The organism is Dermacoccus sp. Ellin185 (genome assembly GCF_000152185.1).
In the GTDB taxonomy this organism is placed as follows: Bacteria; Actinomycetota; Actinomycetes; order Actinomycetales; family Dermatophilaceae; genus Dermacoccus; species Dermacoccus nishinomiyaensis.
On sequence record NZ_AEIQ01000071.1, the window covers coordinates 1 to 23,379 of the forward strand.

At 69.4% G+C, this 23,379-nt stretch carries 24 protein-coding genes and 2 pseudogenes; 19 read left to right on the plus strand and 7 right to left on the minus strand.

Annotated elements, in window-relative coordinates; translation table 11 throughout:
* From HMPREF0321_RS16465 to HMPREF0321_RS07700, 3 genes and pseudogenes are all read left to right on the plus strand, one after another.
* Window positions 1–324, plus strand: a pseudogene (locus tag HMPREF0321_RS16465) (hypothetical protein); the annotation flags it as partial.
* 9 nt (window positions 325–333) lie between these two features.
* Window positions 334–1,653 (plus strand): Mur ligase family protein, encoded by a 1,320-nt coding sequence (locus tag HMPREF0321_RS07695; protein ID WP_006945581.1) that lies wholly within the window; start codon window positions 334–336, stop codon window positions 1,651–1,653.
* Window positions 1,650–2,570, plus strand: a complete 921-nt coding sequence (locus HMPREF0321_RS07700) for a type 1 glutamine amidotransferase (RefSeq protein WP_006945584.1) — start codon at window positions 1,650–1,652, stop codon at window positions 2,568–2,570. Before HMPREF0321_RS07695 ends, HMPREF0321_RS07700 begins: the two co-directional genes overlap by 4 nt.
* A gap of 185 nt (window positions 2,571–2,755) precedes the next feature.
* Here the strand turns inward: HMPREF0321_RS07700 and HMPREF0321_RS07705 are convergent, their stop codons facing one another.
* Both HMPREF0321_RS07705 and HMPREF0321_RS07710 read right to left on the minus strand, forming a co-directional pair.
* The gene (locus tag HMPREF0321_RS07705) at window positions 2,756–3,802 is read right to left on the minus strand and encodes a lysylphosphatidylglycerol synthase transmembrane domain-containing protein (protein ID WP_139023593.1); all 1,047 of its coding nucleotides are present in this window, start codon (window positions 3,800–3,802) and stop codon (window positions 2,756–2,758) included.
* Between the two features lie 95 nt (window positions 3,803–3,897).
* Window positions 3,898–4,767 (minus strand): PIG-L deacetylase family protein, encoded by an 870-nt coding sequence (locus HMPREF0321_RS07710; RefSeq protein ID WP_006945585.1) that lies wholly within the window; start codon window positions 4,765–4,767, stop codon window positions 3,898–3,900.
* A 24-nt stretch (window positions 4,768–4,791) separates the two neighbouring features.
* Here HMPREF0321_RS07710 and HMPREF0321_RS07715 point away from each other — a divergent pair, with 24 nt between their 5' ends.
* Together HMPREF0321_RS07715 and HMPREF0321_RS07720 are read left to right on the plus strand one after the other, a co-directional pair.
* Window positions 4,792–5,910 carry a glycosyltransferase family 4 protein gene (locus HMPREF0321_RS07715; protein ID WP_006945566.1) on the plus strand — a complete coding sequence of 373 codons (1,119 nt, stop codon included), beginning with the start codon at window positions 4,792–4,794 and terminating at the stop codon, window positions 5,908–5,910.
* Entirely contained in the window at window positions 5,907–6,620 is a 714-nt protein-coding gene (locus tag HMPREF0321_RS07720) for an NUDIX hydrolase (RefSeq protein WP_006945591.1), read from the plus strand. Before HMPREF0321_RS07715 ends, HMPREF0321_RS07720 begins: the two co-directional genes overlap by 4 nt.
* A gap of 135 nt (window positions 6,621–6,755) precedes the next feature.
* Here HMPREF0321_RS07720 and HMPREF0321_RS07725 read toward each other — a convergent pair whose 3' ends face one another.
* Both HMPREF0321_RS07725 and HMPREF0321_RS07730 read right to left on the minus strand, forming a co-directional pair.
* A complete protein-coding gene (locus tag HMPREF0321_RS07725) occupies window positions 6,756–7,103 on the minus strand; it encodes a hypothetical protein (protein ID WP_006945590.1) in 348 nt (115 codons plus the stop codon).
* Between the two features lie 50 nt (window positions 7,104–7,153).
* Window positions 7,154–7,831: a DedA family protein gene (locus tag HMPREF0321_RS07730; RefSeq protein ID WP_006945586.1), complete on the minus strand. Its 678-nt coding sequence runs from the start codon at window positions 7,829–7,831 to the stop codon at window positions 7,154–7,156.
* A 133-nt stretch (window positions 7,832–7,964) separates the two neighbouring features.
* On the opposite strand from HMPREF0321_RS07730, the gene pcrA reads away from it, so the two are divergent.
* The 6 genes from pcrA to HMPREF0321_RS14875 all read left to right on the plus strand — a co-directional run bounded on the left by pcrA (window position 7,965) and on the right by HMPREF0321_RS14875 (window position 15,058).
* Entirely contained in the window at window positions 7,965–10,658 is a 2,694-nt protein-coding gene (pcrA, locus tag HMPREF0321_RS07735) for a DNA helicase PcrA (protein WP_006945592.1), read from the plus strand.
* Between the two features lie 82 nt (window positions 10,659–10,740).
* Window positions 10,741–11,208, plus strand: a complete 468-nt coding sequence (locus HMPREF0321_RS07740; protein WP_006945578.1) for a cobalamin B12-binding domain-containing protein — start codon at window positions 10,741–10,743, stop codon at window positions 11,206–11,208.
* Window positions 11,209–11,301: 93 nt separating this feature from the next.
* A complete protein-coding gene (gene sucC / locus HMPREF0321_RS07745; protein WP_006945596.1) occupies window positions 11,302–12,486 on the plus strand; it encodes an ADP-forming succinate--CoA ligase subunit beta in 1,185 nt (394 codons plus the stop codon).
* Window positions 12,487–12,502: 16 nt separating this feature from the next.
* Window positions 12,503–13,402 (plus strand): succinate--CoA ligase subunit alpha, encoded by a 900-nt coding sequence (sucD, locus tag HMPREF0321_RS07750; protein WP_006945593.1) that lies wholly within the window; start codon window positions 12,503–12,505, stop codon window positions 13,400–13,402.
* Between the two features lie 218 nt (window positions 13,403–13,620).
* A complete protein-coding gene (locus tag HMPREF0321_RS14870; RefSeq protein WP_006945608.1) occupies window positions 13,621–14,313 on the plus strand; it encodes a DUF4352 domain-containing protein in 693 nt (230 codons plus the stop codon).
* A gap of 58 nt (window positions 14,314–14,371) precedes the next feature.
* On the plus strand, window positions 14,372–15,058 hold the full coding sequence (locus tag HMPREF0321_RS14875; RefSeq protein WP_006945612.1) for a DUF4352 domain-containing protein: 687 nt from the start codon (window positions 14,372–14,374) through the stop codon (window positions 15,056–15,058).
* A 371-nt stretch (window positions 15,059–15,429) separates the two neighbouring features.
* Here HMPREF0321_RS14875 and HMPREF0321_RS17250 read toward each other — a convergent pair whose 3' ends face one another.
* Window positions 15,430–15,552, minus strand: coding sequence for a hypothetical protein (locus HMPREF0321_RS17250; protein ID WP_255356545.1), 123 nt, complete (start codon window positions 15,550–15,552; stop codon window positions 15,430–15,432).
* 7 nt (window positions 15,553–15,559) lie between these two features.
* On the opposite strand from HMPREF0321_RS17250, the gene HMPREF0321_RS07765 reads away from it, so the two are divergent.
* Together HMPREF0321_RS07765 and HMPREF0321_RS17040 are read left to right on the plus strand one after the other, a co-directional pair.
* Complete coding sequence (locus HMPREF0321_RS07765) at window positions 15,560–16,636, plus strand: DUF6350 family protein (RefSeq protein WP_040014688.1); 1,077 nt, start codon at window positions 15,560–15,562, stop codon at window positions 16,634–16,636.
* A 60-nt stretch (window positions 16,637–16,696) separates the two neighbouring features.
* Window positions 16,697–17,083: a hypothetical protein gene (locus HMPREF0321_RS17040; protein WP_006945610.1), complete on the plus strand. Its 387-nt coding sequence runs from the start codon at window positions 16,697–16,699 to the stop codon at window positions 17,081–17,083.
* A 60-nt stretch (window positions 17,084–17,143) separates the two neighbouring features.
* On the opposite strand, the pseudogene HMPREF0321_RS17395 reads toward HMPREF0321_RS17040, so the two are convergent.
* Window positions 17,144–17,440: pseudogene (locus tag HMPREF0321_RS17395) on the minus strand (type II toxin-antitoxin system PemK/MazF family toxin); the annotation flags it as partial.
* 276 nt (window positions 17,441–17,716) lie between these two features.
* Here HMPREF0321_RS17395 and purN point away from each other — a divergent pair.
* The 3 genes from purN to HMPREF0321_RS07790 all read left to right on the plus strand — a co-directional run bounded on the left by purN (window position 17,717) and on the right by HMPREF0321_RS07790 (window position 21,076).
* Window positions 17,717–18,397 (plus strand): phosphoribosylglycinamide formyltransferase, encoded by a 681-nt coding sequence (gene purN / locus HMPREF0321_RS07780; protein WP_006945598.1) that lies wholly within the window; start codon window positions 17,717–17,719, stop codon window positions 18,395–18,397.
* Window positions 18,390–20,000, plus strand: a complete 1,611-nt coding sequence (gene purH / locus HMPREF0321_RS07785; RefSeq protein WP_006945564.1) for a bifunctional phosphoribosylaminoimidazolecarboxamide formyltransferase/IMP cyclohydrolase — start codon at window positions 18,390–18,392, stop codon at window positions 19,998–20,000. Before purN ends, purH begins: the two co-directional genes overlap by 8 nt.
* A gap of 104 nt (window positions 20,001–20,104) precedes the next feature.
* Window positions 20,105–21,076 (plus strand): DMT family transporter, encoded by a 972-nt coding sequence (locus HMPREF0321_RS07790; RefSeq protein WP_006945562.1) that lies wholly within the window; start codon window positions 20,105–20,107, stop codon window positions 21,074–21,076.
* Here HMPREF0321_RS07790 and HMPREF0321_RS07795 read toward each other — a convergent pair.
* Window positions 21,054–21,722 carry an SGNH/GDSL hydrolase family protein gene (locus HMPREF0321_RS07795; RefSeq protein WP_006945615.1) on the minus strand — a complete coding sequence of 223 codons (669 nt, stop codon included), beginning with the start codon at window positions 21,720–21,722 and terminating at the stop codon, window positions 21,054–21,056. The genes HMPREF0321_RS07790 and HMPREF0321_RS07795 overlap by 23 nt on opposite strands.
* Window positions 21,723–21,848: 126 nt before the next feature.
* Between HMPREF0321_RS07795 and HMPREF0321_RS07800 the strand changes: the two genes are divergently transcribed.
* The 3 genes from HMPREF0321_RS07800 (at window position 21,849) to HMPREF0321_RS07810 (ending at window position 23,355) form a co-directional block, all read left to right on the plus strand.
* The gene (locus tag HMPREF0321_RS07800) at window positions 21,849–22,706 is read left to right on the plus strand and encodes a bifunctional methylenetetrahydrofolate dehydrogenase/methenyltetrahydrofolate cyclohydrolase (RefSeq protein ID WP_006945588.1); all 858 of its coding nucleotides are present in this window, start codon (window positions 21,849–21,851) and stop codon (window positions 22,704–22,706) included.
* On the plus strand, window positions 22,703–22,966 hold the full coding sequence (locus HMPREF0321_RS07805; protein WP_006945601.1) for a DUF3017 domain-containing protein: 264 nt from the start codon (window positions 22,703–22,705) through the stop codon (window positions 22,964–22,966). The genes HMPREF0321_RS07800 and HMPREF0321_RS07805 overlap by 4 nt, the downstream gene beginning before the upstream one ends.
* A gap of 80 nt (window positions 22,967–23,046) precedes the next feature.
* Window positions 23,047–23,355 carry a hypothetical protein gene (locus HMPREF0321_RS07810; RefSeq protein ID WP_006945582.1) on the plus strand — a complete coding sequence of 103 codons (309 nt, stop codon included), beginning with the start codon at window positions 23,047–23,049 and terminating at the stop codon, window positions 23,353–23,355.
* Window positions 23,356–23,379 lie beyond the last annotated feature (24 nt).

Sequence of the window (23,379 nt, forward strand, 5' to 3'; positions counted from 1 at the left end):
GAGGCAGCCGCCTGCGTCGGCCCCCGGACGCGCGGGGAGCGCCGCACCCCAGCGCACCCCGGTGGCGCCACCGTCAGCCGGCCGGCCTCGGGTGGCACGTTGGGTGCCTGGCCCCGCCCGGCGCCCCACGACGTGCTCGCGGCGGCTGCGGGCGCCGCGTGGGCCGTCGTCACGTTCCTCGGGTGGGGCACGGACGTCAACGCTTTCGGTGCGTGGTGGGTGGGCGCGGCTGTGCTCGAACTCGTCGCCGTCCCGCTGGGCGTCACGATGATCGTCGCCTCCGCCGCGCGTGCCGTCCGGGAGGTCGCGCGGACCACGCACTAGGCTGGCCGGGTGTTGAGAACTGCTGCTGCCGTGCTCGCGGGCAAGTCCGCGCGAATCGCGACGAGGCTGCGTGGGGGCGGAAGCGCCCTGCCCGGTCTCGTCGTCGAGAAGATCGATCCGCGTTTCCTCTCCCAGGCGCTCGCGGACCTGCCGCAGGGCATCGTCGTCGTCACCGGCACGAACGGCAAGACGACGACGACGAAGATGCTCGTCGCGCTGCTGCGCGCGCACGGTCTGCGCGTGTTCACGAACCCGACGGGCTCGAACTTCACGCGTGGCGTCATCTCGTCGGTGCTCGGAGAGATCTCCCTCAAGGGTGGTCTCGACGCCGACATCGCGGTGCTCGAGCTGGACGAGGCGCACTCGCTGCACTTCGCGAAGGTCGTCAAGCCCACGCATGCGCTGCTGCTCAACGTCGCACGCGACCAGCTCGACCGATTCGCCGAGATCGACTACACGGCGAAACTGCTCGCACAGCTGGCGGAACAGACCACGCAGGGCGTCGTCCTCAACCGCGACGACTCGTTCGTCGCGCGCATCGCGGGGCGCCTGGCCGATGGCGTCGAGGTGTCGTACTTCGGTGTCGACGAGACGATCGCCGACCGCCTCGGCGAGCTCATGGAGCAGGACGTGCGCAGCGACGACGACTTCGTCGCGCCGCTCGTCGGCCCGGGTGACGGTCTGCTCAAGCCGCTCGACGAACGTCGCTTCCTCGTGACGTTCGCCGACCGTGCCGACGGCAGCGGCAACGTCGGGCCCATGCAGATGCGTCAGCACGGTCTGGCCGCGATGATCAACGCGACCGCGGCGACGTCGATGGCGCGCCGCCTGCTCGGCCACGCGTTCCGCGGTGAGACGGCGGTGACGGCACTCGAAGCCGTGCAGCCGCCGTTCGGGCGCGGAGAGGTGATCGACGCCGACGGCACCGAACTCGAGCTCGTGCTCGTCAAGAACCCGGCCGGATTCACCGTCGCGCTGTCGACGTACGGGGGCCGGCCGGTCGCGAGCATGGTCGCGATCAACGACAACTACGCCGACGGACGCGACGTCTCATGGCTCTACGACGTCAACTTCGCGTCGCTGCGCGAGCGCGGCGTCGAACTGACGAGTGGGGTGCGCGCCTATGACATGGCCCTGCGGCTCGCCTATGACGGCGTCGAGGTGCGCGCGGTCGAACCCGACCTGCACGCCGCTCTTGATCGGTTCCTCGCCGAGCACGCCGACGAACCGAAGCGCATCTTCTGCACGTACACCGCCATGATGACGCTGCGTCGCACGCTCGCCGAGCGCTACGACCTGCCCGACTTCGGAGAGGACGCCGCCGAATGAGCGAGCAGACGAACCCCCAGCCGACGGCTGCCCCTCGGATCGACGACGACCCCGCGGCGATGGACGTGGTGCCGACGGATGCTGTGCGAGCCGACTCGTCGACGTCGGGTGAGGTACAGGCGCGGGTCAACGAGGACCCGGCGGCGATGGATGTCGTCCCGACGACACTGGGCGATCCGAGTGGCCCGAGCAAGGGCCGCGTCACGCTCGTGCACCTGTACCCGCGGGAGATGTCGATCTACGGCGACCTCGGCAACACGCGCTGCCTCGAGGCACGCCTGCGCTGGCACGGTTACGAACCGAACGTCGTGAGCCACAACCCCGGCGACGAACTGCCCGACGGCATCCACCTCGTCGTCGGCGGTGGCGGCCAGGATTCGGGGCAGGCGCGTGTCGAGGCCGATCTCGAACGCATCGGCCCGCGCCTCGTCAGCATGGCTGAGGACGGCGTCCCGATGCTCATGATCTGCGGCATGTACCAGTTGTTCGGCAAGGCGTTCCGCACCGTCGAGGGCGAAACGCTGCCCGGTCTCGGCATCCTCGACGTCACGACGCAGGGCAACGCGAAGCGCATGATCGGGCCCGTCGTGCTGTCGACCGAGTTCGGCGACGTCGTCGGGTACGAGAATCACTCGGGTTCGACGGTGCTCGGCGACGGCCAGCGTGCGTTCGGTGACGTGCGTTCCGGTTTTGGCAACAACGGCGAGGACGGCAAGGAGGGCGCGCGCACGCGCAACGTCATCGGGTCGTATCTGCACGGCCCGATCCTGCCGTCGAACCCGAAGCTCGCGGACTTCCTCATCGCCGTCGCCGCCGAGCGCGCGACGGGCCGTCCGTTCGAGCCGGGCGAGATCGACGACCACCTCGCCGACGAAGCCCGCGCCCGCCAGGTCGCACGTCTGACGAAGAAGAACTGACCCCGCCACGTCGGGTGTACCTCAGCCGTGAAGGCCGACGAGATTCGCCAATGTGGACGAACATCGCCGATGGGGACAAGAATCGCGAAGGCGACTGAAAATCACAGATGTGGACGAAAATCGCAGGTGGGGTGGGGCCCTGACGCAACCGCGAATCCTGTCCACATTCGCGATTCTTGGTCATATCAGGTCGGCGATGACGACCTGGGCGACGTCGCGGCGTCGAGGACGGGTTGCTTCGGCATGAGCCACCACGCCAGCCAGCCCAGTGCGCCAAGAGGCACCTCGAGCAGGTGTGTGAACAAGGCGAAGACGAGGACGCCGGCAGCTGCGGCGGGTTTGTCCGCGCCCCATGCGACGAGGACGGCGAGGGTGCCGGCCTCCGTCACGCCGAGGCCGCCCGGCGTCACGCCGACGGTCGTCAGCAGGCGCCCGACGGCGTATGCCGCGAACAACTTGCTCAGGGGCATGTCGACGCCGACCGCCTCCATCGTCCGCCAGAACAGCACGAAGTAGACGGCGAGGTACCCGACGACGCCCACCGTCATCGGCGCCCACCCGTGCGCGGTCACGCCCGCCAGACGGCGTCGTTGATCGACGAGCGTGGCCTCGATCTCGAAACCGGGCCGGCGACGTCGCACACGTTCACCGACTCGGCGATCGAGCCACGCGCCGAACCGCTGCGTCAGACCGGGGGAGAGCAGCACGCCGACGAACGCGGCGATGATGACGAGCCCGACGATTCCGCCGGTCAGCGCGCCGCGGCGCACTCCCTTCGGCAGTGCGTCCGTCGAGCTGAGCAGCGCGACGCCGAGCAGCGGCATCGCGAGGCGTGCGACGAGGTTCCACACGCCGGTGACGATGACCGACGTCGAGATCGCTGCGGCCTGAAACCCCCAGGAGCGCAGCATCAGGTAGGTCGCGGCGACGCCGGCCGCGCCACCGCCGGGCAGGAGGTTGCCGGCCGCGGACCCTGCGACGTTGACGATGAGCGCCTTGACGTGTCCCAGCCCGGGTATGGAGCCGGTCAGCGCGAAGGTGTAGAGCCACAGCCCGAACGCGACGAGCGCGAACAGTTCGAGGCTGCTCGCCCACCCGAGCAGTTGCAGATGCCGCCCGATCTCGGGCCATGTCGTCTCGCCGAACCACGGCACGCCCCAGTACAGGATCGCCGCGGCCAGGCCGATGCCGATGACGGCCTGCGCGCTCTGCCACGCGTTGGGACGCGGCATCGCGGGCGACAGAGGTGAATCCTCGGAACGGGATCCATGGCCGGGCGAGGCGTCAGGCGAGGTGCTCCGGGGCTGATGGGACGACGAGGGCGAACTCACTCGGCGCGGTCCTCGTGCTCGGTCAGCCCCGCGAAGATGTCGTGGCTGACGGGGCCGACGTGGGCGGGGTCGCGGAACCATTCGCGTCCGAAGACGATGTCGTACAGCGGCCGCGGGATGCGCAGGAACGCGGCGAGGGTGCGGTCGGCGTCACCGTCAGCACTCGCCTGTGACGTGTGCGCCGCCATCGACGCTCGCTTCGCGCCCGCTTGACGGAGGACGTTGACGCGATGAGTGATGTCCTTGCGGGCCGAGTAGGCGCGTTCGAAGCCGGCCATGTCGAAGTCGTCGGGGAAACGGTAGAAACGCGCCACGAGGTGCAGCGCGCGCACGAGCAGGTCGCGGGGCGCCGTCGCCTCGAGTACGCGCGGCGTGCCCGCCAGCTCAGCCGCGTGCGCGCCGACCTCATGGACGCGCACGTGGTCGCGGTGTCCGTAGCCGCCGGCGGCGTCGTAGGTGAGCAGGACGTCGGCGTCCTCCTCGCGCAGGATGACGGCGAGCGCCTCGGCTGCTTCCTCGACGGGCACCGTGACGAAGCGCCGCTTGCCCGGCGGGTCGGGAAACACCTGCGGGCCCATGCCCGAATCGGCGTAGCCGAGCGTCTCGAGCCGGGCGACGCCGAGCCCGCGGGCACTAGCCGATACTTCGTCCCAACGTCGCGCCGCGAGCTCGTCAGCCGTGCCGTATTCCGACCCGGCGAGGCCGAGCGCGCCGTCCGTCGCCACGACGAGGACGACGCGATGCCCCTGCGCCGCGGCCTTCGCCATCGTGCCGGAGGTGAGCAGCGCCTCGTCGTCGGGGTGGGCATGGAATGCGACGAGGGTGCGTCGCGGCTGGCCGTCTGGGGTGGTGATCATCGTCTTCATCCTCTCGCATGAAAGACTCGTGCCGTGAAGATCGCCCTCGTGTCCGACTGCTATCTGCCGCGTCTGGGCGGCATCGAGGTGCAGGTGCACGACCTCGCGCAGCGCCTGGTGGCGCAGGGGCACGAGGTCGTCGCGTACACCGTCACCCCGGCTCACCGTGAGCAGCACAGCGGCCTCGAGATCGTCGACGGCATCCCGGTGCATCGGTTTTCGCTCGGGTTGCCGCACGATGTCGCGCTCAATCCGATGGCCGTCTCGCAGCTTCGCCTGGCGCTGTCGAACGGCGGTTTCGACGTCGTCCACGCGCACATCGGCGTCATCAGCGTGTTCTCCTTCGACGCCGTCCGCCTCGCCCTCGATCTGGGCCTGCCGACGGCGGTGACGTGGCACTCCGTCATGGCGTGGGCCGGTCCGCTGCTCAAGCCGCTCGGTTTCGTACGCCGCTGGGCCAAGGGCGGCGCTGCGTTGTCGGCGGTCTCGCAGGTCGCGGCGCGCCCGATCCGCGACATGGCCGGCCGCGGCCACGAGGTCGTCGTGCTGCCGAACGGCATCGACGCCGACGCGTGGACGCCCGGCGAGCCACGCACGGGCGACGAGGTGCGTGTCATCTCGGCGATGCGGCTGGCCACGCGCAAGCGTCCGCTCGAGTTCTTCTCGGTGATGAAGGCGGTGCACCGCGAGGCACCGAACGTCCGGCTCGAGATCGCGGGGGAGGGCGACCTGCGCCCGAAGCTCGTGCGCGCCGTCGACCTCGCCGACGCCCACGAGTGGGTCTCCTTGCCAGGACGCATGACGCGCGCGCAACTGCACGACCGCTACCGCGCCTCAGACCTGTACGTCGCGCCGGCGCGGCTCGAGTCGTTCGGCATCGCGGCGCTCGAGGCGCGCTCGTCAGGGCTGCCCGTCGTCGCGCCGTCGACGAGCGGCGTCTCGGAGTTCGTCACCTCGGGCGTCAACGGGCTGCTCGCGGGCGATGACGACGACCTCGCGCAGGCCATCATCCGCCTCGCGCTCGACACCGACCTGCGCCGGACGATGGCCGAGTACAACCGCACGCATCGCCCGGCGCAGACGTGGGATCAGGTCGTCCGTCTCGCCGAGGCCGAGTACGCACGGGCCGCGGCACTGCGAGCGGCGCGATGAAGGGCGACGGCGTCCCCGACATCCCGATCTTCGTGCGGGGTCTGGAGGACGGTCGCGAGGTGCTGCGTGCCCGGTTGGCGCAGGGCATCGCGCCGCGGCGTCAGGTGCGCGACGCGGGGTTCAAACCGGTCGCCCTACGCACGGCGACACTCGTGCATGACGGCGTCGAGCTGACGTTCGAGGTCGCGCGCATGCATGCGGCTCATCATCGCCTCGCGGGTGTCGCGCGCGCCGCCGGCCCGGTCGATCTGGTGCGCCAACGCCTGGCTGCGTACGCGGTCGTGACGAGCGAGAGGGGCGTGCTGCTGACGCAGCTGTCGCGCGAGACGGGGCGTCCGGGGCTGTGGATCCTGCCCGGGGGCGGGGTCGAGGCCGGTGAGGCGCCCGAGGCGGCCGCCGCGCGCGAGGTCTGGGAGGAGGCCGGGCAGCGCATCAGCGACGCGCGGTTGTGGGACGTCTCGTCCTCGCACCGCGTCGGCGATGGCAGGGAGGGGATGGTCGAGGACTTCCACGCCGTCCGCCTCATCTACTCGGCCCGCTGCGACGAGCCGAGCGAGCCCACCGTCCACGACGTCGGGGGCTCGACGCAGCACGCGGCGTGGTTCGCGGCGGCCGACGTGGTCGACCCCACCTCCGACGGCTACCCGAGCGGCGGCATGGCTCCCTGGGCGCTCGAATCGGTGCGGCAGGTGCTGGGCTCCTCAGGTTGACGCCGAGCCACCCACGAGCCATCCACGAGCCCAGCCGGCGACCGGATGCGTCGACGGGGCGTGGCCACCGACGACGAAGCGGGTGCGTCGACGCCTCATGCGTCGTCGCACCCGCTCGTCATGCGGGGTGGTCGGTCAGTGCCAGAAGATCGCGACGATGACGTTGATGACGGCGAGCGCAGCGGCGGCCTGGACGAGCGGCGCGGCGCTGTCGCCCTTCTTCTCCTTCGACGAGGAGACTTCGAGCAGACCTGCGACGATGAGGGCGATGACGAGCTTCACCGCGACCCACGTGTGGTCGAGCGACCAGTGCTGCGACTCGGCGACGCCGACCATCGCGAGCCCGCTGAGCAGCTGCAGGCGCGCGCCCCACACCATCGCGGGGATGGCGCGCGGCGCCTTGAGGACAGCGAGGAAGCCACCGACGATGGCGGCCATGCCGAGCAGGTGGACGAGCAGGAGGATTTCGTTGAGCGTGGACATGCCACAAGGGTAGGCGTTCGTCGCTCCAGCCATGCTCGGGTGAGCGTCCGTCAGCTCACCGCGCGCGGATCGGCGGGGTTGATCTCTTCACCGGCGGCGCGCTTGCGTTCGGCGTACTCGGCGACGTTGGCGCTGATGCGCTTGCGGGCGACCGTCGTCAACACGATGCCGAGGACGACGGCGGCGCCGAGCCCGATGTAGGAGAAGTTCTTCATCCACTTCTCGGCGATCTTGCCGAGGAAGTGGACGCCGTAGGCGGTGCCGCCGGCCCAGCAGATGGCGCCGAGCACGTTGGCGGCCAGGAAGCGCGCATACTTCATGTGCAGCGAGCCGGCGAGCGGGCCGGCGAAGATGCGCAGCAGCGCGACGAAGCGTCCGAAGAACACCGCCCAGATGCCGTGGGTGTGGAAGGCGTGCTTGGCGTACCCGATCGTCTCGTCGTTGACGTGATGGGGGAAGCGTGTGCCGAGCCACGCGAACAGGCGCTCACCGAAGTGTCGACCGACGTAGTAGCCGATCGAGTCGCCGATGACGGCGCCGAGGATGGCGGCCAGTGCGACGAGGTGGATGCTGACGTGCGGGTGCGGCCCTGAGGCGAACAGCGACGCGGTGACGAGCATGATCTCGCCGGGCAGGGGGATGCCGACGCTCTCGAGCAGGATGATGAGACCGGTCAGAACGTAGACGGCCGGGGCCGGAATCGCATCGAGAATCGCCTGAACATCCACGCCCCAAGGGTAGGCGACGATGCCGCCCGCCCCTGCCGCCTCGAGCCCGATGCCCGCAGCCGTCCTCGGCCGCGCGGCCGCCGCGCTCGTCGACTGAGCGGTTGTCGCTTCTCACTCCTAGACTGGCCTCATCATGAGTGGCCTCTTCGACGACCTTCCGCTGACCGCTGCCGACGCCTCCCGTCCCTCCTCCAGGAGCGGTACCGGCGCGTCGCCGTCGCGTACCCCGAGCACGGAGGCTCCCGGGGCCGCCGCGGTCGATCCGGGGGCGGTCGACGCGTCCGGCATCCCGTTGTGGGCCCTGCAGGAACCGCCGCCCGACGAGGCCCCCGCCGACGCCGGCACATGGGGCGACGACGCGCCGATGCTGGGTCGCGGATCGCACTGGGGTAGCCCCGATTCGGGGCGCGGCACGCGACGTTTCGAGGCCGATCCTGCGAGCCTGCTCGAGGGCATGAACCCGCAGCAGGCGCAGGCCGTCGAGCACTTCGGGACGCCGTTGCTCATCGTCGCGGGCGCCGGTTCGGGCAAGACGCGCGTGCTGACGCATCGCATCGCCTACCTGATGGCGGCGCGTGGCGCGCAGCCCGGCCAGATCCTCGCGATCACCTTCACGAACAAGGCGGCCGCCGAGATGCGTGAGCGCGTGGAGCAGCTCGTCGGGGGTGCGGCGAACGCGATGTGGGTGAGCACGTTCCACTCCGCGTGCGTGCGCATCCTGCGCCGTGAAGCCAAGCATGTGGGGTTGCGCTCGACGTTCTCGATCTACGACGCGGCCGACAGTCAGCGCCTCATGGCGATGGTGACGCGCGATCTCGACCTCGATCCGAAGCGCTACCCGCCGAAGTCGTTCAGTTTCCAGGTGAGCAACCTGAAGAACGAGCTGATCGACGCCGAGGAGGCCGCGAAGCGCGCCGAGACGGATCAGGAGCGCAAGGTCGCCGAGGCCTACCGTCTCTACCAGCAGCGCCTGCGGCAGGCGAACGCGCTTGACTTCGACGACATCATCATGACGACCGTCACCATCCTGCAGGCGTTCCCGCAGGTGGCCGAGCACTACCGGCGCCGCTTCCGGCACATCCTCGTCGACGAATACCAGGACACGAACCACGCGCAGTACGTCCTCGTGCGCGAGCTCGCCGGCGGGGAGCACGCCTCGGGCGGCATGGCGAGCCAGGACGCCGAGGGCGATTCGCGCGCCACGAGCGCGGTACCCATGGCCGACCTGTGCGTCGTCGGTGACGCCGATCAGTCGATCTACGCCTTCCGTGGGGCGACGATCCGCAACATCGTCGAGTTCGAGGAGGACTACCCGAACGCGACGACGATCCTGCTCGAGCAGAACTACCGTTCGACGCAGAACATCCTCGGCGCGGCGAACTCCGTCATCGAGCGCAACCCGGAGCGTCGCAAGAAGAACCTGTGGTCCGATCAGGGCGACGGCGAGAAGATCGTCGGGTACGTCGCCGATTCCGAGCATGACGAGGCCGCGTTCGTCGCGCGCACGATCGACAAGCTCGGCGACGATCACGGCGTCAAGCCCAAGGACGTCGCGGTGTTCTACCGGACGAACGCGCAATCGCGCGCGCTCGAAGAGGTGTTCGTCCGCGTCGGCCTGCCGTACAAGGTCGTCGGTGGCACGCGGTTCTACGAGCGCAAGGAGATCAAGGACGCGCTCGCGTACCTGCGCGTCATCTCGAACCCGGCCGACACCGTCAACCTGCGCCGCATCCTCAACACGCCGAAGCGCGGCATCGGTGACCGCGCCGAGGCATGCCTCGGCGCGCTCGCGGAGCGGGAGCGCATCACGTTCATCGAGGCGCTCGCGCGGGCCGACGAGGCACCGGGCATCGCGACGCGGTCGGTGAGCGCCGTCAAGGGCTTCACCGAGATCCTCGAGAGCCTGCGGCAGACGCGCGAGTCCGGTAGCGGCGTCGGCCCCCTCATCGAGGCGATCCTCGAGCGCACGGGGTATCTGAAGGAGCTGCGCACGAGCAAGGATCCTCAGGACGAGACGCGCATCGAGAACCTCGCCGAGCTCGTCGCCGTCGCCAACGAGTTCGACGACAACTACCCGGGCGCGACGCTCGAGGACTTCCTCGAGCAGGTCTCCCTCGTGGCCGACGCGGACGAGATACCGAAGGACGCCGAAGATCAGGGCGTCGTCACCCTCATGACGTTGCACACCGCGAAGGGCCTCGAGTTTCCGGTCGTATTCCTCACCGGCATGGAGGACGGCACGTTCCCACACATGCGCGCTCTCGGCGACACGAAGGAGCTCGAGGAGGAGCGGCGCCTCGCCTACGTCGGCATCACCCGGGCGCGCGAGCGCCTGCACCTGTCACGCGCTGCCGTGCGCAGCGCGTGGGGTGCGCCGCAGTACAACCCGCCGTCGCGCTTCCTCGGCGAGATCCCGGAGGAGTTCGTCCACTGGGAGCGCGAGGCCACGGCGTTCGCGTCGTCCCAGCCGCGCGGGTACGCCGCGTTCGGCAGCGGGGGCGGTTCGCCCTACGGCTCGGGTGGCAGCAGGCACGACGATGACGGCCCCGTCATCGGGCGCGGCTCCGCGCCGGTGGCGCGGATGTCGTCGAGCGGTCGCAGCTCCGGGGCCGGTTCGTTCTCGACCACGAAGAACTCCGCCGTCGGCCGCGGCATGCGCGAGATCCCGAACCTCGACGCCGGCGACAAGGTGACGCACGACAGCTTCGGCCTCGGCACCGTCGTGCGCGTCGAGGGTCAGGGCGACCGAGCGATGGCTCACATCGACTTCGGCGACGGCCCACCCAAGCGCCTGCTCCTGCGCTACGCGCCCGTCACGAAGCTGTGACACGCATGAGTTGAGGATCATCAACTGAGCGGAGGGTGTGGCGGGCGTTACAGTGCGAGTAACCGCCCGAGAGGATTGAGTCATGGTCCAGCACGCGCCTGCCACGAACGCCACCCCTACGAATGCCGCCACGAACGGCTCCGATCGACTCCGCGTCGTCGTCGCGAAGCCGGGCCTCGACGGCCACGACCGTGGTGCGAAGGTCATCGCGCGGGCGTTGCGCGACGCCGGCATGGAGGTCATCTACACGGGCCTGCACCAGACGCCGGAGCAGATCGTCACGGCTGCGGTGCAGGAGGACGCCGACGCGATCGGCCTGTCGATCCTGTCCGGTTCGCACATGACGCAGTTCGAGCGCCTGATGACGTTGCTGCGCGAGCAGGGCATCGACGACGTCGTCGTCTTCGGTGGCGGAATCATCCCCGAGGGCGACATCAAGCCGCTGCTCGACATGGGTGTCGCGCGCATCTTCACGCCCGGTGCGCCGACGCACGAGGTCGTCGCGTGGGTGCGCGAGAACGTCGGGGACGCGGCGTCCGCACACGCCTGAGAGCACCGGCGCGAACCCCTGGTTACCCCCGCACGGCAAAGCGCGTTAAAGTCACAAGAGGAACACTCCTTTCAACGATGAGGATGGATTCGCGTGGATCTCTTCGAGTACCAGGCGCGCGACATGTTCGAGGCGCACGGCGTTCCGGTGCTGGCCGGCCAGACGGCCACCACCCCGGAAGAAGCCAAGGCAGCCGCCGAGCAGATCGGTGCGAAGTCGGGCGGTGTCACCGTCGTCAAGGCCCAGGTCAAGACCGGTGGTCGCGGCAAGGCCGGCGGCGTCAAGGTAGCCAAGTCGGCTGACGAGGCCGAGCAGTACGCCAAGGACATCCTGGGCATGGACATCAAGGGCCACACCGTGGGCACCGTGATGATCGCCCAGGGCGCCAAGATCGCCGAGGAGTACTACTTCTCGATCCTGCTCGACCGAGCGAACCGCAGCTACCTCGCGATGTGCTCGAAGGAGGGCGGCGTCGAGATCGAGCAGCTCGCCGTCGAGCGTCCCGAGGCACTCGCGCGCATCGAGGTCGACCCGAACGTCGGCATCGACGGCGCGAAGGCTGACGAGATCGTCAAGGCCGCCGGGTTCGACGACGAGACGGCCGCGAAGGTCGCGCCCGTTCTCGTCAAGCTGTGGGAGACCTACCGCGACGAGGACGCGACGCTGGTCGAGGTGAACCCGCTCGTCAAGACCGAGGATGGCGACATCATTGCGCTCGACGGCAAGGTGACGCTCGACGAGAACGCCGGCTTCCGTCACCCCGACCACGAGGCTCTCGAGGACAAGGCCGCGGCCGACCCGCTGGAGGCCAAGGCCAAGGCGCTCGACCTCAACTACGTGAAGCTCGACGGCAACGTCGGCATCATCGGCAACGGTGCCGGCCTCGTCATGAGCACGCTCGACGTCGTCGCCTACGCCGGTGAGGACTTCACCGGCGGCAAGGCCAAGCCCGCCAACTTCCTCGACATCGGTGGCGGCGCCTCGGCGGAGGTCATGGCCAACGGTCTCGACGTCATCCTGAACGACGAGCAGGTCAAGAGCGTCTTCGTCAACGTCTTCGGTGGCATCACGGCGTGCGACGCCGTCGCCAACGGCATCGTCGGCGCCCTGAAGAAGCTCGGCGACGCGGCGACGAAGCCGCTCGTCGTGCGCCTCGACGGCAACAACGTCGAAGAGGGTCGTGCGATCCTCTCCGACTTCAACCACCCGCTCGTGACGGTCGTGGACACCATGGACGGCGCAGCCCGCAAGGCTGCCGAGCTGGCCGCGGCCAACTGAAAGGGATCTGACTTCCATGTCGATTTTTCTCAACGCTGACTCCAAGGTCATCGTTCAGGGCATGACCGGCTCCGAGGGCATGAAGCACACGGCGCGCATGCTCGCCTCGGGCACGAACGTCGTCGGTGGCGTCAACCCGAAGAAGGCCGGCCAGACGGTTGACTTCGACGTCAACGGCGAGACCAAGCAGGTTCCGGTCTTCGGCTCCGTCAAGGACGCCATGGCCGAGACGGGCGCCAACGTCTCCGTGATCTTCGTGCCGCCGCCCTTCGCCAAGAGCGCCGCGGTCGAGGCCATCGAGGCCGAGATGCCGCTGGCGGTCGTCATCACCGAGGGCATCCCGGTGAAGGACTCGGCCGAGTTCTACAACCTGAGCAAGGGTTCGAAGACGCGCCTGCTCGGCCCGAACTGTCCGGGCATCATCAGCCCCGGTGAGTCGAACGCCGGCATCATCCCGGCGAACATCGCCGGCAAGGGCCGCATCGGCCTCGTCTCGAAGTCGGGCACGCTGACGTACCAGATGATGTACGAACTGCGTGACTTCGGTTTCTCGACGGCCATCGGCATCGGCGGCGACCCGGTCATCGGCACGACGCACATCGATGCGCTCGAGGCGTTCCAGAACGACCCCGACACCGACGCGATCGTCATGATCGGTGAGATCGGCGGCGACGCCGAGGAGCGCGCTGCGGCGTACATCAAGGAGAACGTGACGAAGCCGGTCGTCGGTTACGTCGCGGGCTTCACCGCCCCCGAGGGCAAGACGATGGGCCACGCCGGCGCCATCGTCTCCGGTTCCGCGGGCACGGCTGCCGCGAAGAAGGAGGCCCTCGAGGCCGCCGGCGTCAAGGTCGGCAAGACGCCGTCCGAGACGGCCGCTCTCATGACGGAGATCATGAACAACCTCAGCAAGTGAGGCGGATTCACCGAACGTCGCTTCGGTGATCTCGACGAACGCCCCCGCATCGGCTCGCGCTGGTGCGGGGGCGTTCGTCGTGTCGCCGAGGTGCCGGTGACATGGCCGCGAGAAGTCGGCGCACGGATGGAACCAGTAATGATGCAGCGGCGTCCCAGTGACGGTTAAGTTATGAATGATGACGCGGGCGAGAGTCCGTCGACCTGGGAGGGATCGTCATGGACTTGAAGCGAGGGTTCGGTCTCGTCGGAGCTGTGGGCGTGACGTTGTCGGTGGGTGCGTGCACGAGCGTCGACGGTTCGTCGCCGGCGGCGAGCGCGTCTGCGCCGCCGAGTGCCGCCGTGTCGTCGAACGCGGCCGCTCAGACTCCTAGCGCGGCGACGCCTGCTGCCGCGCCCGAGTCGTCGTCGGCGCCCGCCACGTCCGCTGGTGCCGCGTCGAGCGAGGCGGCCGCGTCGTCTGCGCCGGCGTCCGATCCGCTCGGCTCCGGCCAGCAGGGGCTCGTCACCACGAAGGTCGGTGCGGAGGCGAAGACCTCGAAGTTGTCGGTGAAGGTGACCAAGCTCGTCGACCCGGTGCCGGTCGGCGATTCGGCGGTCTTCAAGCCGGGGGTCGGCAAGAAGTGGGCGGCCGTGTCGATGACGGTGACGAACGTCGGCGGCACGCCGATCAACTTCAGCCCGTTGATGTGCATCAACGCCAAGACGACGACGAACGGGTCGGCGTCGGCGTCACTGTTCGCCGATCACGGTTCGCCGATGGATTCGTCCACCCTGCACAAGGGTGACACCGCGAGCGGGGACGTGACGTTCGAGCTGCCGAAGAACCAGAAGCTCAAGTCCGTCGACGTGCGATGCTCTCTCGACTTCGCCGGGGATCAGCGCACCATCCGCGTCGACCTCGCCCACTGACCACTTCACTCTCAGCCCGGGCCCGCCGCGGCTCGGACGCACCGAAAGGAACACCCAGATGAAGACCACCGCACGCAGGATGGGCCTGGCCCTGCTGGCCGGCACGATGACGCTGGGCATGAGCGCCTGCACCCAGGTCGAGGGCGGCGCGTCCCAGGCCACGTCGGCCGCGAACAGCGCGGCGCCGTCCGTGGCCTCGGCCGCGTCGTCGGCTGCGGGCGAGGCCACCTCGGCGGCCCCGAGTGCCACGTCACCGGCCTCCACGCCGGATCAGAGCTCGAGCGCGGCTGCACCCACGACGAGCGAGTCCCCGTCCTCCGACACCGGTACGGGCGACTCGGGAGACGCGTCGGGCCCCAAGACCGGCAAGGTCGGTGAAGAGGTCAAGACGAAGCAGATGTCGGCCAAGGTCAACAAGATCGCCGACCCGATCACCCCCGAGAACGACTTCGACAAGCCGGGCAACGGCAACCACTTCGTCGCCGTCAACATCACGATGACTAACCTCGGCGACAAGAATCTCAACGCCGGCACGACGTGTCTCAAGGTGAAGCTCGACGACAACACGTCCGCGCGCGAGGACTTCGCCTCGTACGGGCAGCGTCTCGACTACGGCACCCTCTACAAGGGCGACACGACGACGGGTGACGTCGTCTACAAGGTGCCGAACGGCAAGAAGATCAAGACGATCGACGTCAAGTGCGGTTACGGCGACGAGCAGGCCATCCGCATCCAGGCCAAGTGACGTTTGCGTTCCGTCAGGTCTGAGCGCTCTCGGCGCCACATGGCTTCGACCCGTGCGGCCGAGGCTCGCGCCTCTCGCTGATCCCGCCACCTGCTCTAAGTGGCGGGATCAGTCGTTCCTGCGGCGAGCCTCGAGCATCGGCCCAGCGCGGCCTGAGAGGATGGCCGGGCCATGAGTGATCGTCGCCCCCGCAGTTCTTCGTCCGCTTCGTCTCCGGCGAACAAACGCCCTCGACCGCAGCGCCCGCAGCGTGCGGGCGGCAGTTCACCCGCGCGCGCGGGTGCCCGTGACGGCGTGGGTGGCGGCTCCCGCCCGCCGCGACAGAGCGCAGCGTCTCGTGACTCGGCGTCACGAGGTTCGACAGGACCGTCTCAACGAGATGCGGCGCGCACCGGGGCGAATGGTCGCTCGACGAACGAATCGCGACCGGCCGGGCGCCCGCACGTCCCGCTCGCCTTCGGGTACGGCATCGTCGCGGCGCTCGCGTCACTCATCGTCCTCATGGTCCCGGTCTTCGCCGCGTGGACGCTCGATGCACAGTCGACGTCGTCGTGGAACGACACACTCGGCGTCGCCATCGACCTGTGGGCGCTCGCACATCGCGGGCACGTCGTCGTCGACGGCATCACGGTCGTCTTCAGCCCGCTGCTGCTGACGCTCGGTTGCGTGCTCGCCGCTTGCTTCGGCGCGCGCGCGGCGTTCCCCGACGAACGGCTGCGCGCCGCGGACCTGCGCGCCATCATGCTCGCGTACGTCGGGGGATACGTGGTCGCGGCGCAGGTGCTCGGCATCGTCGCGGGGCTCGGCCACAGCCACATCCACTGGTGGTCGCTCATCGTGGGCCCGGCGCTCGTGGCCGCGCTCGGCGTGGCGTGGACGGCCTGGCACGAACGCAAGCACTCGCCCGAACTCGCGGCGCTCGACGAGGTCGTCGTCGAGGCCACCCCGCTGCTGTTGCGCCGTTCGCTGTCTGCGGGCCTGCGCGGCGCGGGCCTGTTCGCGGCGTTGTCGCTGCTGCTGCTCGTCGTGCTCATCGCCTGGCACGCGCCGCGCGTGTGGGCGGTTCAGCAAGCGCTCGCGCCCGGTGTCGTTGGCGGCTGCCTGCTCGTGCTGGCGCAGGTGATGGCCCTGCCCAACCTTCTCGCCCACATGGCGGGGTGGACGACGGGCGCGCCGTTCGAGGCGGGTGCCGTCAGCATCGGCCACTCCGGGATGACGCCCGGCACCCTGCCGATGGTCCCCGCCCTCGGGGCGCTGCCCGACCACGTCGGGCCGTGGGCCTGGGCGGCGCTCGCCGTGCCCATCGGCGTCGGCGTCTTCATCGGCTGGGCCTCGGGCCGGGCACTCACCCGGTTCGCGAGTCTGCGTGCGAAGCTGACGGTCGCGGCGAGCGCCGCCGCCGTCACGACGGTGACGATGTGGCTGCTGTGGTGGTTCTCGACGGCGTCGGTGTCGCGGGGGCTGCTCGAGTACGTCGGCCCGTCGTGGCAGGCGTGGCTCGTCGCGCCGCTACTGCTCGTGCTGCCCGCGCTCGCGACGGCGGCGGCGCGTCACTGGCGTTCGAGCCACCAGAAGTGACGCGATGCACGTGGCCCGCGCGGCGGGATCAAATCGTCGTTCTCGATCGTTGGGAGTGCTGTGAGTGAGATGCCCCAGCTGCCGCCCGGTCTGCGCAACAACGTCCTGTCGCTGCGGTATCTGCTGCTCGGGTTCCTGCTGTCGTGGCTGCCGCTGCCCGCGTCGGGCCTGGCCGCCATCCCGTTGGCGTTGTCGCTCTTCTACGGCATCCGCTACCTGCGCGACGTGCGCCGCGCCGGCGCCCCGGGCGCGTTCGGGCCCAACCTCGTCGGCCTCGTGCTGACAGCGCTGCTGCTCGTGATGACGGCCGCGCCGCTCGTGCACTACGAACGCACGAAGAGCTATCAGGAGTGCCTGTGGGGCGCCAACACCCACCAGGCGCGCGAATCCTGCGAGAGCTCCTACAGCCAGAACCCCAACGAGGTCGAGAAGTTCTTCTTCAACTGACCTCGGCGTGGCGTGCTCGGCGTCATCGCCTGGTCTCGTGAGGGCCAGGGCCACCTCGAGGGCAGCATCGACGCGCCGCATGATGTGCGGTGGTAACCCACCCCCGGGGTGCACGTAATCGTCGTCGTAGAGTACCTCGATGTCGTCGCAGAGGACGCTGCCGAGGAGTTCTTGGCCCGCGCGATTCGCGCCGCTGAGCTCGATCGGGACGATGCTCGGCAGCGGCGGCTTCGTCGAGGTCGTGACGCGAACGACGAAAGCACTGCGCAGATGGGTGTTACGGGCGTTGTTCGAGACGACGAGTCCGGGTTTCTCCCCGTGGTCGAGGTCGCACCAGTAGATCTGGCCCCGGTGCATTGTCACCGCTGTGACCCTGCCGCGTGTTCGTCGTTGGACCGACGCCGTTCGCGCTGATCGCGGCGCGCCCGATTGCTCCGAACATGCTCGAGGTCGTCTCCTGTCTCGTGCGATGCGTACTCCGCATAGGCCGGGTCGAGCCGATATGAAGCATGAAATGCTGCGCCCGTCGCAGCAGGTCGCAGCCGTGCCTCACGAGCGAGCGCGTGCAGCTTTCCACCCCTCAGGACTACCGGGTTCGCAGTCGCTGCTTCGTCAAGCACGGTCGGTAGGGTTATGCACGTGAGTGCCACGCCGCAGCTGTGCCCCGACACCCGACCGCTCGAGGTCGTCGTCCTCGTCTCCGGCAGCGGTTCGCTGCTGCAGGCGCTCATCGACGCAGAGGCCGACGCGGCCGCTCGCGGTCAGCGCTCGCCGTTCACGATCGTCGCCGTCGGTGCCGACCGCGAGTGCGCCGGTCTCGAGCGCGCGATGCTCGCAGGCATCCCGACGTTCGTCGTCGACACCGCCCATTTCGCCGACCGCGACGCCTGGGACAAGGCGCTCGCCGACGCCATCGAGCGCAGCTTCGACGACGACTCGGGCGACCCCGATGCGCCGCCGCACCTCGTCGTCTCGGCCGGCTTCATGAAGATCTTGGGTGCGACGACGCTCGCGCGCCACACCGTCATCAACACGCATCCGGCGCTGCTGCCGAGCTTCCCCGGCGCGCACGGTGTGCGGGATGCCCTCGCCCACGGCGTCAAGATCACGGGTACGACGTGTCACGTCGTCGACGCCGGCGTCGACACGGGCCCGATCATCGCGCAGCGCGCCGTCGAGGTGCGCGCCGATGACGACGAAGACTCGCTCCACGAACGCATCAAGGTCGAGGAGCGCGACATGCTTGTGGACGTCGTCCGCAGGTTCGCACGTGGTTGGTCCATCAACGGCAGGACGGTTTTGATCAATGAGTGACGGTTTGCGCCCCATCAAGCGGGCCCTCGTCTCGGTGTACGACAAGACGGGTCTGGAGGAGTTAGCACGCGCCCTGGCCGACGCCGGCGTCGAGATCGTCTCGACCGGTGGTTCGAGCAAGCTCATCGCCGGTCTCGGCATCCCGGTGACGCCCGTCGAGGAGCTGACCGGTTTTCCCGAGTGCCTCGAGGGTCGCGTCAAGACGCTGCACCCCAAGGTGCACGCGGGCATCCTCGCCGACTCGCGCAAGGACGACCACCTGGCGCAGCTGCGTGAGCTCGGCGTCGCACCGTTCGACCTCGTCGTCGTCAACCTGTACCCGTTCGCCGAGACCGTCGCGTCCGGCGCGAGCATCGACGAGTGCGTCGAACAGATCGACATCGGCGGCCCGACGATGGTGCGCGCGGCCGCGAAGAACCACCCCACCGTCGCGATCGTCACCGACCCGTCGCGCTATGACGACGTCATCACCGCCGTCAACGGTGGCGGCTTCACGCTGCAGCAGCGCACCGAGCTCGCGCGTGAGGCGTTCGTCCACACCGCGTCGTACGACGTCGCCGTCGCGACGTGGATGGGGGAGAACCTCGCCGGTTCGGACGACGAGGCGACGGGCGATCAGTTCCCCGACTGGATGGGCGCGACGTTCACGAAGGCTGCGAGCCTGCGCTACGGCGAGAACCCGCACCAGGCGGCGGCCCTCTACACGTCGGCCGACGCGAGCGGCCTCGCCCAGGGCGAGCAGCTGCACGGCAAGGAGATGTCGTACAACAACTACGTCGACGCCGACGCCGCCTACCGCGCCGCGTACGACCACGGTGACGTGCCGACGGTCGCCATCATCAAGCACGCCAACCCGTGCGGCATCGCCGTCGGCGCTCCCGACGAGGACATCGCCGCCGTGCACCAGCGCGCCCACGAGTGCGACTCGACGAGCGCGTTCGGCGGCATCATCGCGACCAACCGCCCGGTGACGAAGGCCATGGCGGACACGGTGAAGGACATCTTCACCGAGGTCGTCGTCGCGCCGGCGTTCGACGACGACGCCCTCGAGGTACTCACCGCGAAGAAGAACCTGCGCCTCGTCACCGTGCCCGCGCCCACTGCGGGTGGTTTCGACATGCGCCCGATCAGCGGTGGTCTGCTCGTGCAGGAGCGCGACATGATCGACGCAGAGGGCGAGGACAAGGACGGTCGCACCACGGGTGACGACCCTGAGCGCTGGCAGCTCGTCGCCGGCGAGGCCGCGGACGAGGCCACGATGCGTGACCTCGAGTTCGCGTGGCGTGCGGTGCGCGCCGTGAAGTCGAACGCGATTCTGCTCGCCAAGGACGGTGCGTCGGTCGGTATCGGCATGGGCCAGGTCAACCGCGTCGACTCGTGCAACCTCGCCGTGACGCGTGCGGGCGCCGAGCGGGCCCGTGGTTCGGTGGCGTCGTCGGACGCGTTCTTCCCGTTCGCCGACGGCCTGCAGATCCTGCTCGACGCGGGCGTCCAGGCCGTTGTCGCGCCGGGTGGGTCCATTCGTGACGCCGAGGTCATCGACGCCGCGAACAAGGCCGGCGTCACCCTGTACTTCACCGGTACGCGTCACTTCGCGCACTGAATGACACCTCTGATCGACAACCCCCAGATGGCGGGTTTGGCTCAAGATGGCCTGAACGTCGGCCACATCTTCGGCCAAACCTGCCATCGTCGCGGTGCCCTGCGATGAAGCGTGACGCCAGAGCCTCCTCCGAGGCGCTTGCCCTCACTGCCGCGTTCTTCGGTGGGGCGTGCCTGTCGTTGCAGGCGCGCTTCAACGGGACGCTCGGTGAGCCGTTGTCCGAGCCGCTCGTCGCGGCGGTGTGGAGCTTCGGTTCGGGGCTCGCGCTGCTCGTGCTGACGCTCGTCGTGCCGAGCCTGCGCCGCGGCGCCGGTCGGCTCGTCGACGCGATTCGGGCGGGGCGTCTGCGCTGGTGGGAGTGCCTCGGCGGCGTTCTCGGCGGTGCGTTCGTGGCGGTGCAGACGAGCACGGTCGCCATCCTCGGGGTAGCGGTCTTCATCGTCGCGAGCGTCGGTGGCCGGGCACTCGGCGGGCTGCTCGCCGATCACGTCGGTGCCGGCCCCAAGGGGCGCACGCCGATCACCCCCGCTCGCGCGCTCGCCGGAGCGTTCGCCGTCGTCGGGGTCGGCATCACGGTGAGCGGCCAGCACGTCCCGGGTGGCATCGCGATCCTGCCGGCCCTCGCCGTCATCATCGCGGGCGTCATGACGCAGTTCCAGCAGGGTCTCAACGGGCGCGTCAGTGCGCGGGCAGGTAGTTCGTACGCGACGACGCTGCAGAACTTCCTCGTCGGCGTGATCGCTCTCGTGGTGTTCGCCGGTGCGCGCGTGCTCCTCGGCTTCACGCAGTGGCAGTGGCCGCACGACGCTCCCTGGTGGGCGTGGCTCGGTGCGCCGCTGGGCATCGCGTTCATCGGGTTGTCGGCGTGGGCGACGGAGCACATCAGCGTGCTCGTGCTCGGGCTCATGGGCATCATGGGGCAGCTCGTCGCGGCGCTCGTCATCGACCTGCTCGACCCGGTGGCGCGCGAAGGTGTCGGTGTGCGCACCGTCGTCGGCATGGTCGTCACCGCTGCGGCGGCAGCGGTGGCGGCACGCTCCGGTGGCCGACGGGCTACTTCAGACGCGCGTTCGTGAGCTCGGCGAGGCGCTTGTAGCCCGCGTCGTTGGGGTGCAGGCCGTCAGGGCTGATCCACTCAGGGTGACCGGTGAGCGGGAAGTCGAGATCCAGCCACGTCGCACCTGAGCTGCGCACCACGGGTGCGGCGGCATCGCGCAGCCGTACGAGGTCGGGTGGGGGAGAACTCGCCGGTCCGATCGGTGCGATGACGACGACGCGCGCCTCGGGGACGTGCTTCGTCACCGCCGCGAGCGTCTCGCGCAGGCCCTCGACGATGGTCGCCGTCGGCACGCCGCGGGCGACGTCGTTCCATCCGCCGGAGATGATGACCGTGCCCGGCCGCGACGCTGCGGCTCGTGCGACCTGGGAAGCGTAGTGCTGCGTCGGACGACCCACGTCGTAGCCCATGCCAGACACGGCGACGTTGATCTCGTTCCACCCGCGCTCAGCGCTCAGGACGGTGGTCGATCGCTTGTCCGGTGAGCTCGCCTCCGAGCCGGCGGAGTAGCTGTCGCCGACGAAGGCCACCACGGGGCGTCCGCTCAGGCTGGGTGAGGGCGCGTCGGCGACCGGGGCTGACGAACGGCGGTCGACGACGAGGAACAACGCCACGACGAGCACCCCGACGACGAGTGCCACGAGCGCGGGAACGCGCCACGCCACTTTCCGCTCGGCACGCTCGTGTCATACGACGACCGTACGCGTGAGCCCAGGTCGATCACGAGCGTCCCGTCACACCCCGGTGTGAGCGCCGACCGCGCGCCCGGGGCGTCTGGCAGGATTGGGGCCATGACTGCGACGACGCTCGACGGCAAGGCCACCCTCGCGACGATCAAGGGCGAACTGCGTGAGCGCATCGCTGCGTTGAAGGCGCGCGGCATCACGCCGGGCCTCGGCACGGTGCTCGTCGGCGATGACCCAGGCTCGCAGTGGTACGTCAACGCCAAGCACAAGGACTGCGCGGAGGTCGGCATCACCTCGATCCGCAAGGATCTGCCGGCCACCGCGACACAGGCCGAGGTCGAGGCCGTCATCGACGAGCTCAACGACGACGAGAACTGCACGGGCTTCCTCATCCAGCAGCCGACGGGTCTCGACGAGGTCGCGCTGCTCTCACGCGTCAAGCCGGAGAAGGACGTCGACGGTCTGCACCCGGTCAACCTCGGCAAGCTCGTGCTCGGCGAGGAGGCGCCGCTGCCGTGCACGCCGATGGGCGTCATCGAACTGCTGCGCCGTTACGACGTGCCGCTGAACGGCGCGGAGGTCGTCGTCGTCGGGCGTGGGCTGACGGTGGGGCGCCCGCTCGGTCTCATCCTCACACGTCGCAGCGAGAACGCGACGGCCATCCTGTGCCACACCGGCACGAAGGATCTCGCAGCTCACACGAAGAACGCGGACGTCATCGTCGCCGCCGCCGGTGTGCCGGGGCTCATCACGAAGGACATGGTCAAGCAGGGTGCCGCAGTGCTCGACGTCGGAGTCAGCCGCGTCGACGGCAAGGTGGCCGGTGACATCGCACCGGACGTCGCTGAGGTCGCCGGATTCATGTCGCCGAACCCCGGCGGCGTCGGCCCGATGACGCGTGCGCTGCTGCTGACGAACGTCGTGGAGGCCGCCGAGCGTGAGGCCGAGGCTCGGGGTCGGTGAGTCACTTCAAGGTCGGCGTCCCGTGGCTCGTCGTCGTGCTGCCGGTCGCGTTGGGCCTCGCCGTCGTCTTCGGCGGGCATGTGCGCGTCGGCGGCATCCTCATGGCCGTGGGTCCGCTGCTGGGGGCGACCATGCGCGCCGTCTTCCCCGAGCGTGTCGTGCCGGATCTCAAGGTGCGTTCGCGGGGCACGGACGTCGCGTTGTACGCGCTCGGTGCGATTGTCACCTTCGTCGCCTTCACGGGCGTCAAGCTCGGTTAGGTCGCAGCCGATGACACGTCCCTCGGACGTCGAGGTGAGCGTCATCAGCCCCGTCGGCGGGGGCGAGCGCGAGCCTGGCCGTGCAGCTGAGCGTGCTCGCCGCGCAGCTCGGCGCACCGCCGTTCACGTCGGACGAGCTGCATAGTGCACTCCGCGATGTGTGGGCGACGCTCGCAGGGTGGCTGCCGCGGTATCCCGCGCAACCCGATCAGGTGACGCCGATGCCGCAGGGGACGTACCCGGTGTTGCTCGGGTGCTCGTTCGGTGTGCAGCGCAGTTTCGCACGCGTACCCGAGATGCCGAAGCGCACCGACGAGTGCGTGAGCGCGCCGTCCGGTGAACGCGCGACGAACAACGACGCAGTGACGGGGGCCGCGCGCGGCAAATGAGCGTCGCAGCAGGGGGCGGCACCC

Bases quoted from the DNA above. Each gene is read 5' to 3' on its own strand.
- HMPREF0321_RS14875 (WP_006945612.1), top strand. From the start codon at position 14,372: ATGAAGACCACCGCACGCAGGATGGGCCTGGCCCTGCTGGCCGGCACG.
- HMPREF0321_RS07790 (WP_006945562.1), top strand. From the start codon at position 20,105: ATGAAGCGTGACGCCAGAGCCTCCTCCGAGGCGCTTGCCCTCACTGCC.
- HMPREF0321_RS14870 (WP_006945608.1), top strand. From the start codon at position 13,621: ATGGACTTGAAGCGAGGGTTCGGTCTCGTCGGAGCTGTGGGCGTGACG.
- HMPREF0321_RS07800 (WP_006945588.1), top strand. From the start codon at position 21,849: ATGACTGCGACGACGCTCGACGGCAAGGCCACCCTCGCGACGATCAAG.
- HMPREF0321_RS07725 (WP_006945590.1), bottom strand. From the start codon at position 7,103: ATGTCCACGCTCAACGAAATCCTCCTGCTCGTCCACCTGCTCGGCATG.
- HMPREF0321_RS07705 (WP_139023593.1), bottom strand. From the start codon at position 3,802: ATGCCGCGTCCCAACGCGTGGCAGAGCGCGCAGGCCGTCATCGGCATC.
- pcrA (WP_006945592.1), top strand. From the start codon at position 7,965: ATGAGTGGCCTCTTCGACGACCTTCCGCTGACCGCTGCCGACGCCTCC.
- HMPREF0321_RS07740 (WP_006945578.1), top strand. From the start codon at position 10,741: ATGGTCCAGCACGCGCCTGCCACGAACGCCACCCCTACGAATGCCGCC.
- sucD (WP_006945593.1), top strand. From the start codon at position 12,503: ATGTCGATTTTTCTCAACGCTGACTCCAAGGTCATCGTTCAGGGCATG.
- HMPREF0321_RS17250 (WP_255356545.1), bottom strand. From the start codon at position 15,552: ATGAGTGACGCGAGCGCCGCGACGATGCCGTACCCGAAGGCGAGCGGG.
- purH (WP_006945564.1), top strand. From the start codon at position 18,390: ATGAGTGACGGTTTGCGCCCCATCAAGCGGGCCCTCGTCTCGGTGTAC.
- HMPREF0321_RS07765 (WP_040014688.1), top strand. From the start codon at position 15,560: ATGGTCCCGGTCTTCGCCGCGTGGACGCTCGATGCACAGTCGACGTCG.
- HMPREF0321_RS07700 (WP_006945584.1), top strand. From the start codon at position 1,650: ATGAGCGAGCAGACGAACCCCCAGCCGACGGCTGCCCCTCGGATCGAC.
- HMPREF0321_RS07720 (WP_006945591.1), top strand. From the start codon at position 5,907: ATGAAGGGCGACGGCGTCCCCGACATCCCGATCTTCGTGCGGGGTCTG.
- HMPREF0321_RS07710 (WP_006945585.1), bottom strand. From the start codon at position 4,767: ATGAAGACGATGATCACCACCCCAGACGGCCAGCCGCGACGCACCCTC.
- purN (WP_006945598.1), top strand. From the start codon at position 17,717: ATGCACGTGAGTGCCACGCCGCAGCTGTGCCCCGACACCCGACCGCTC.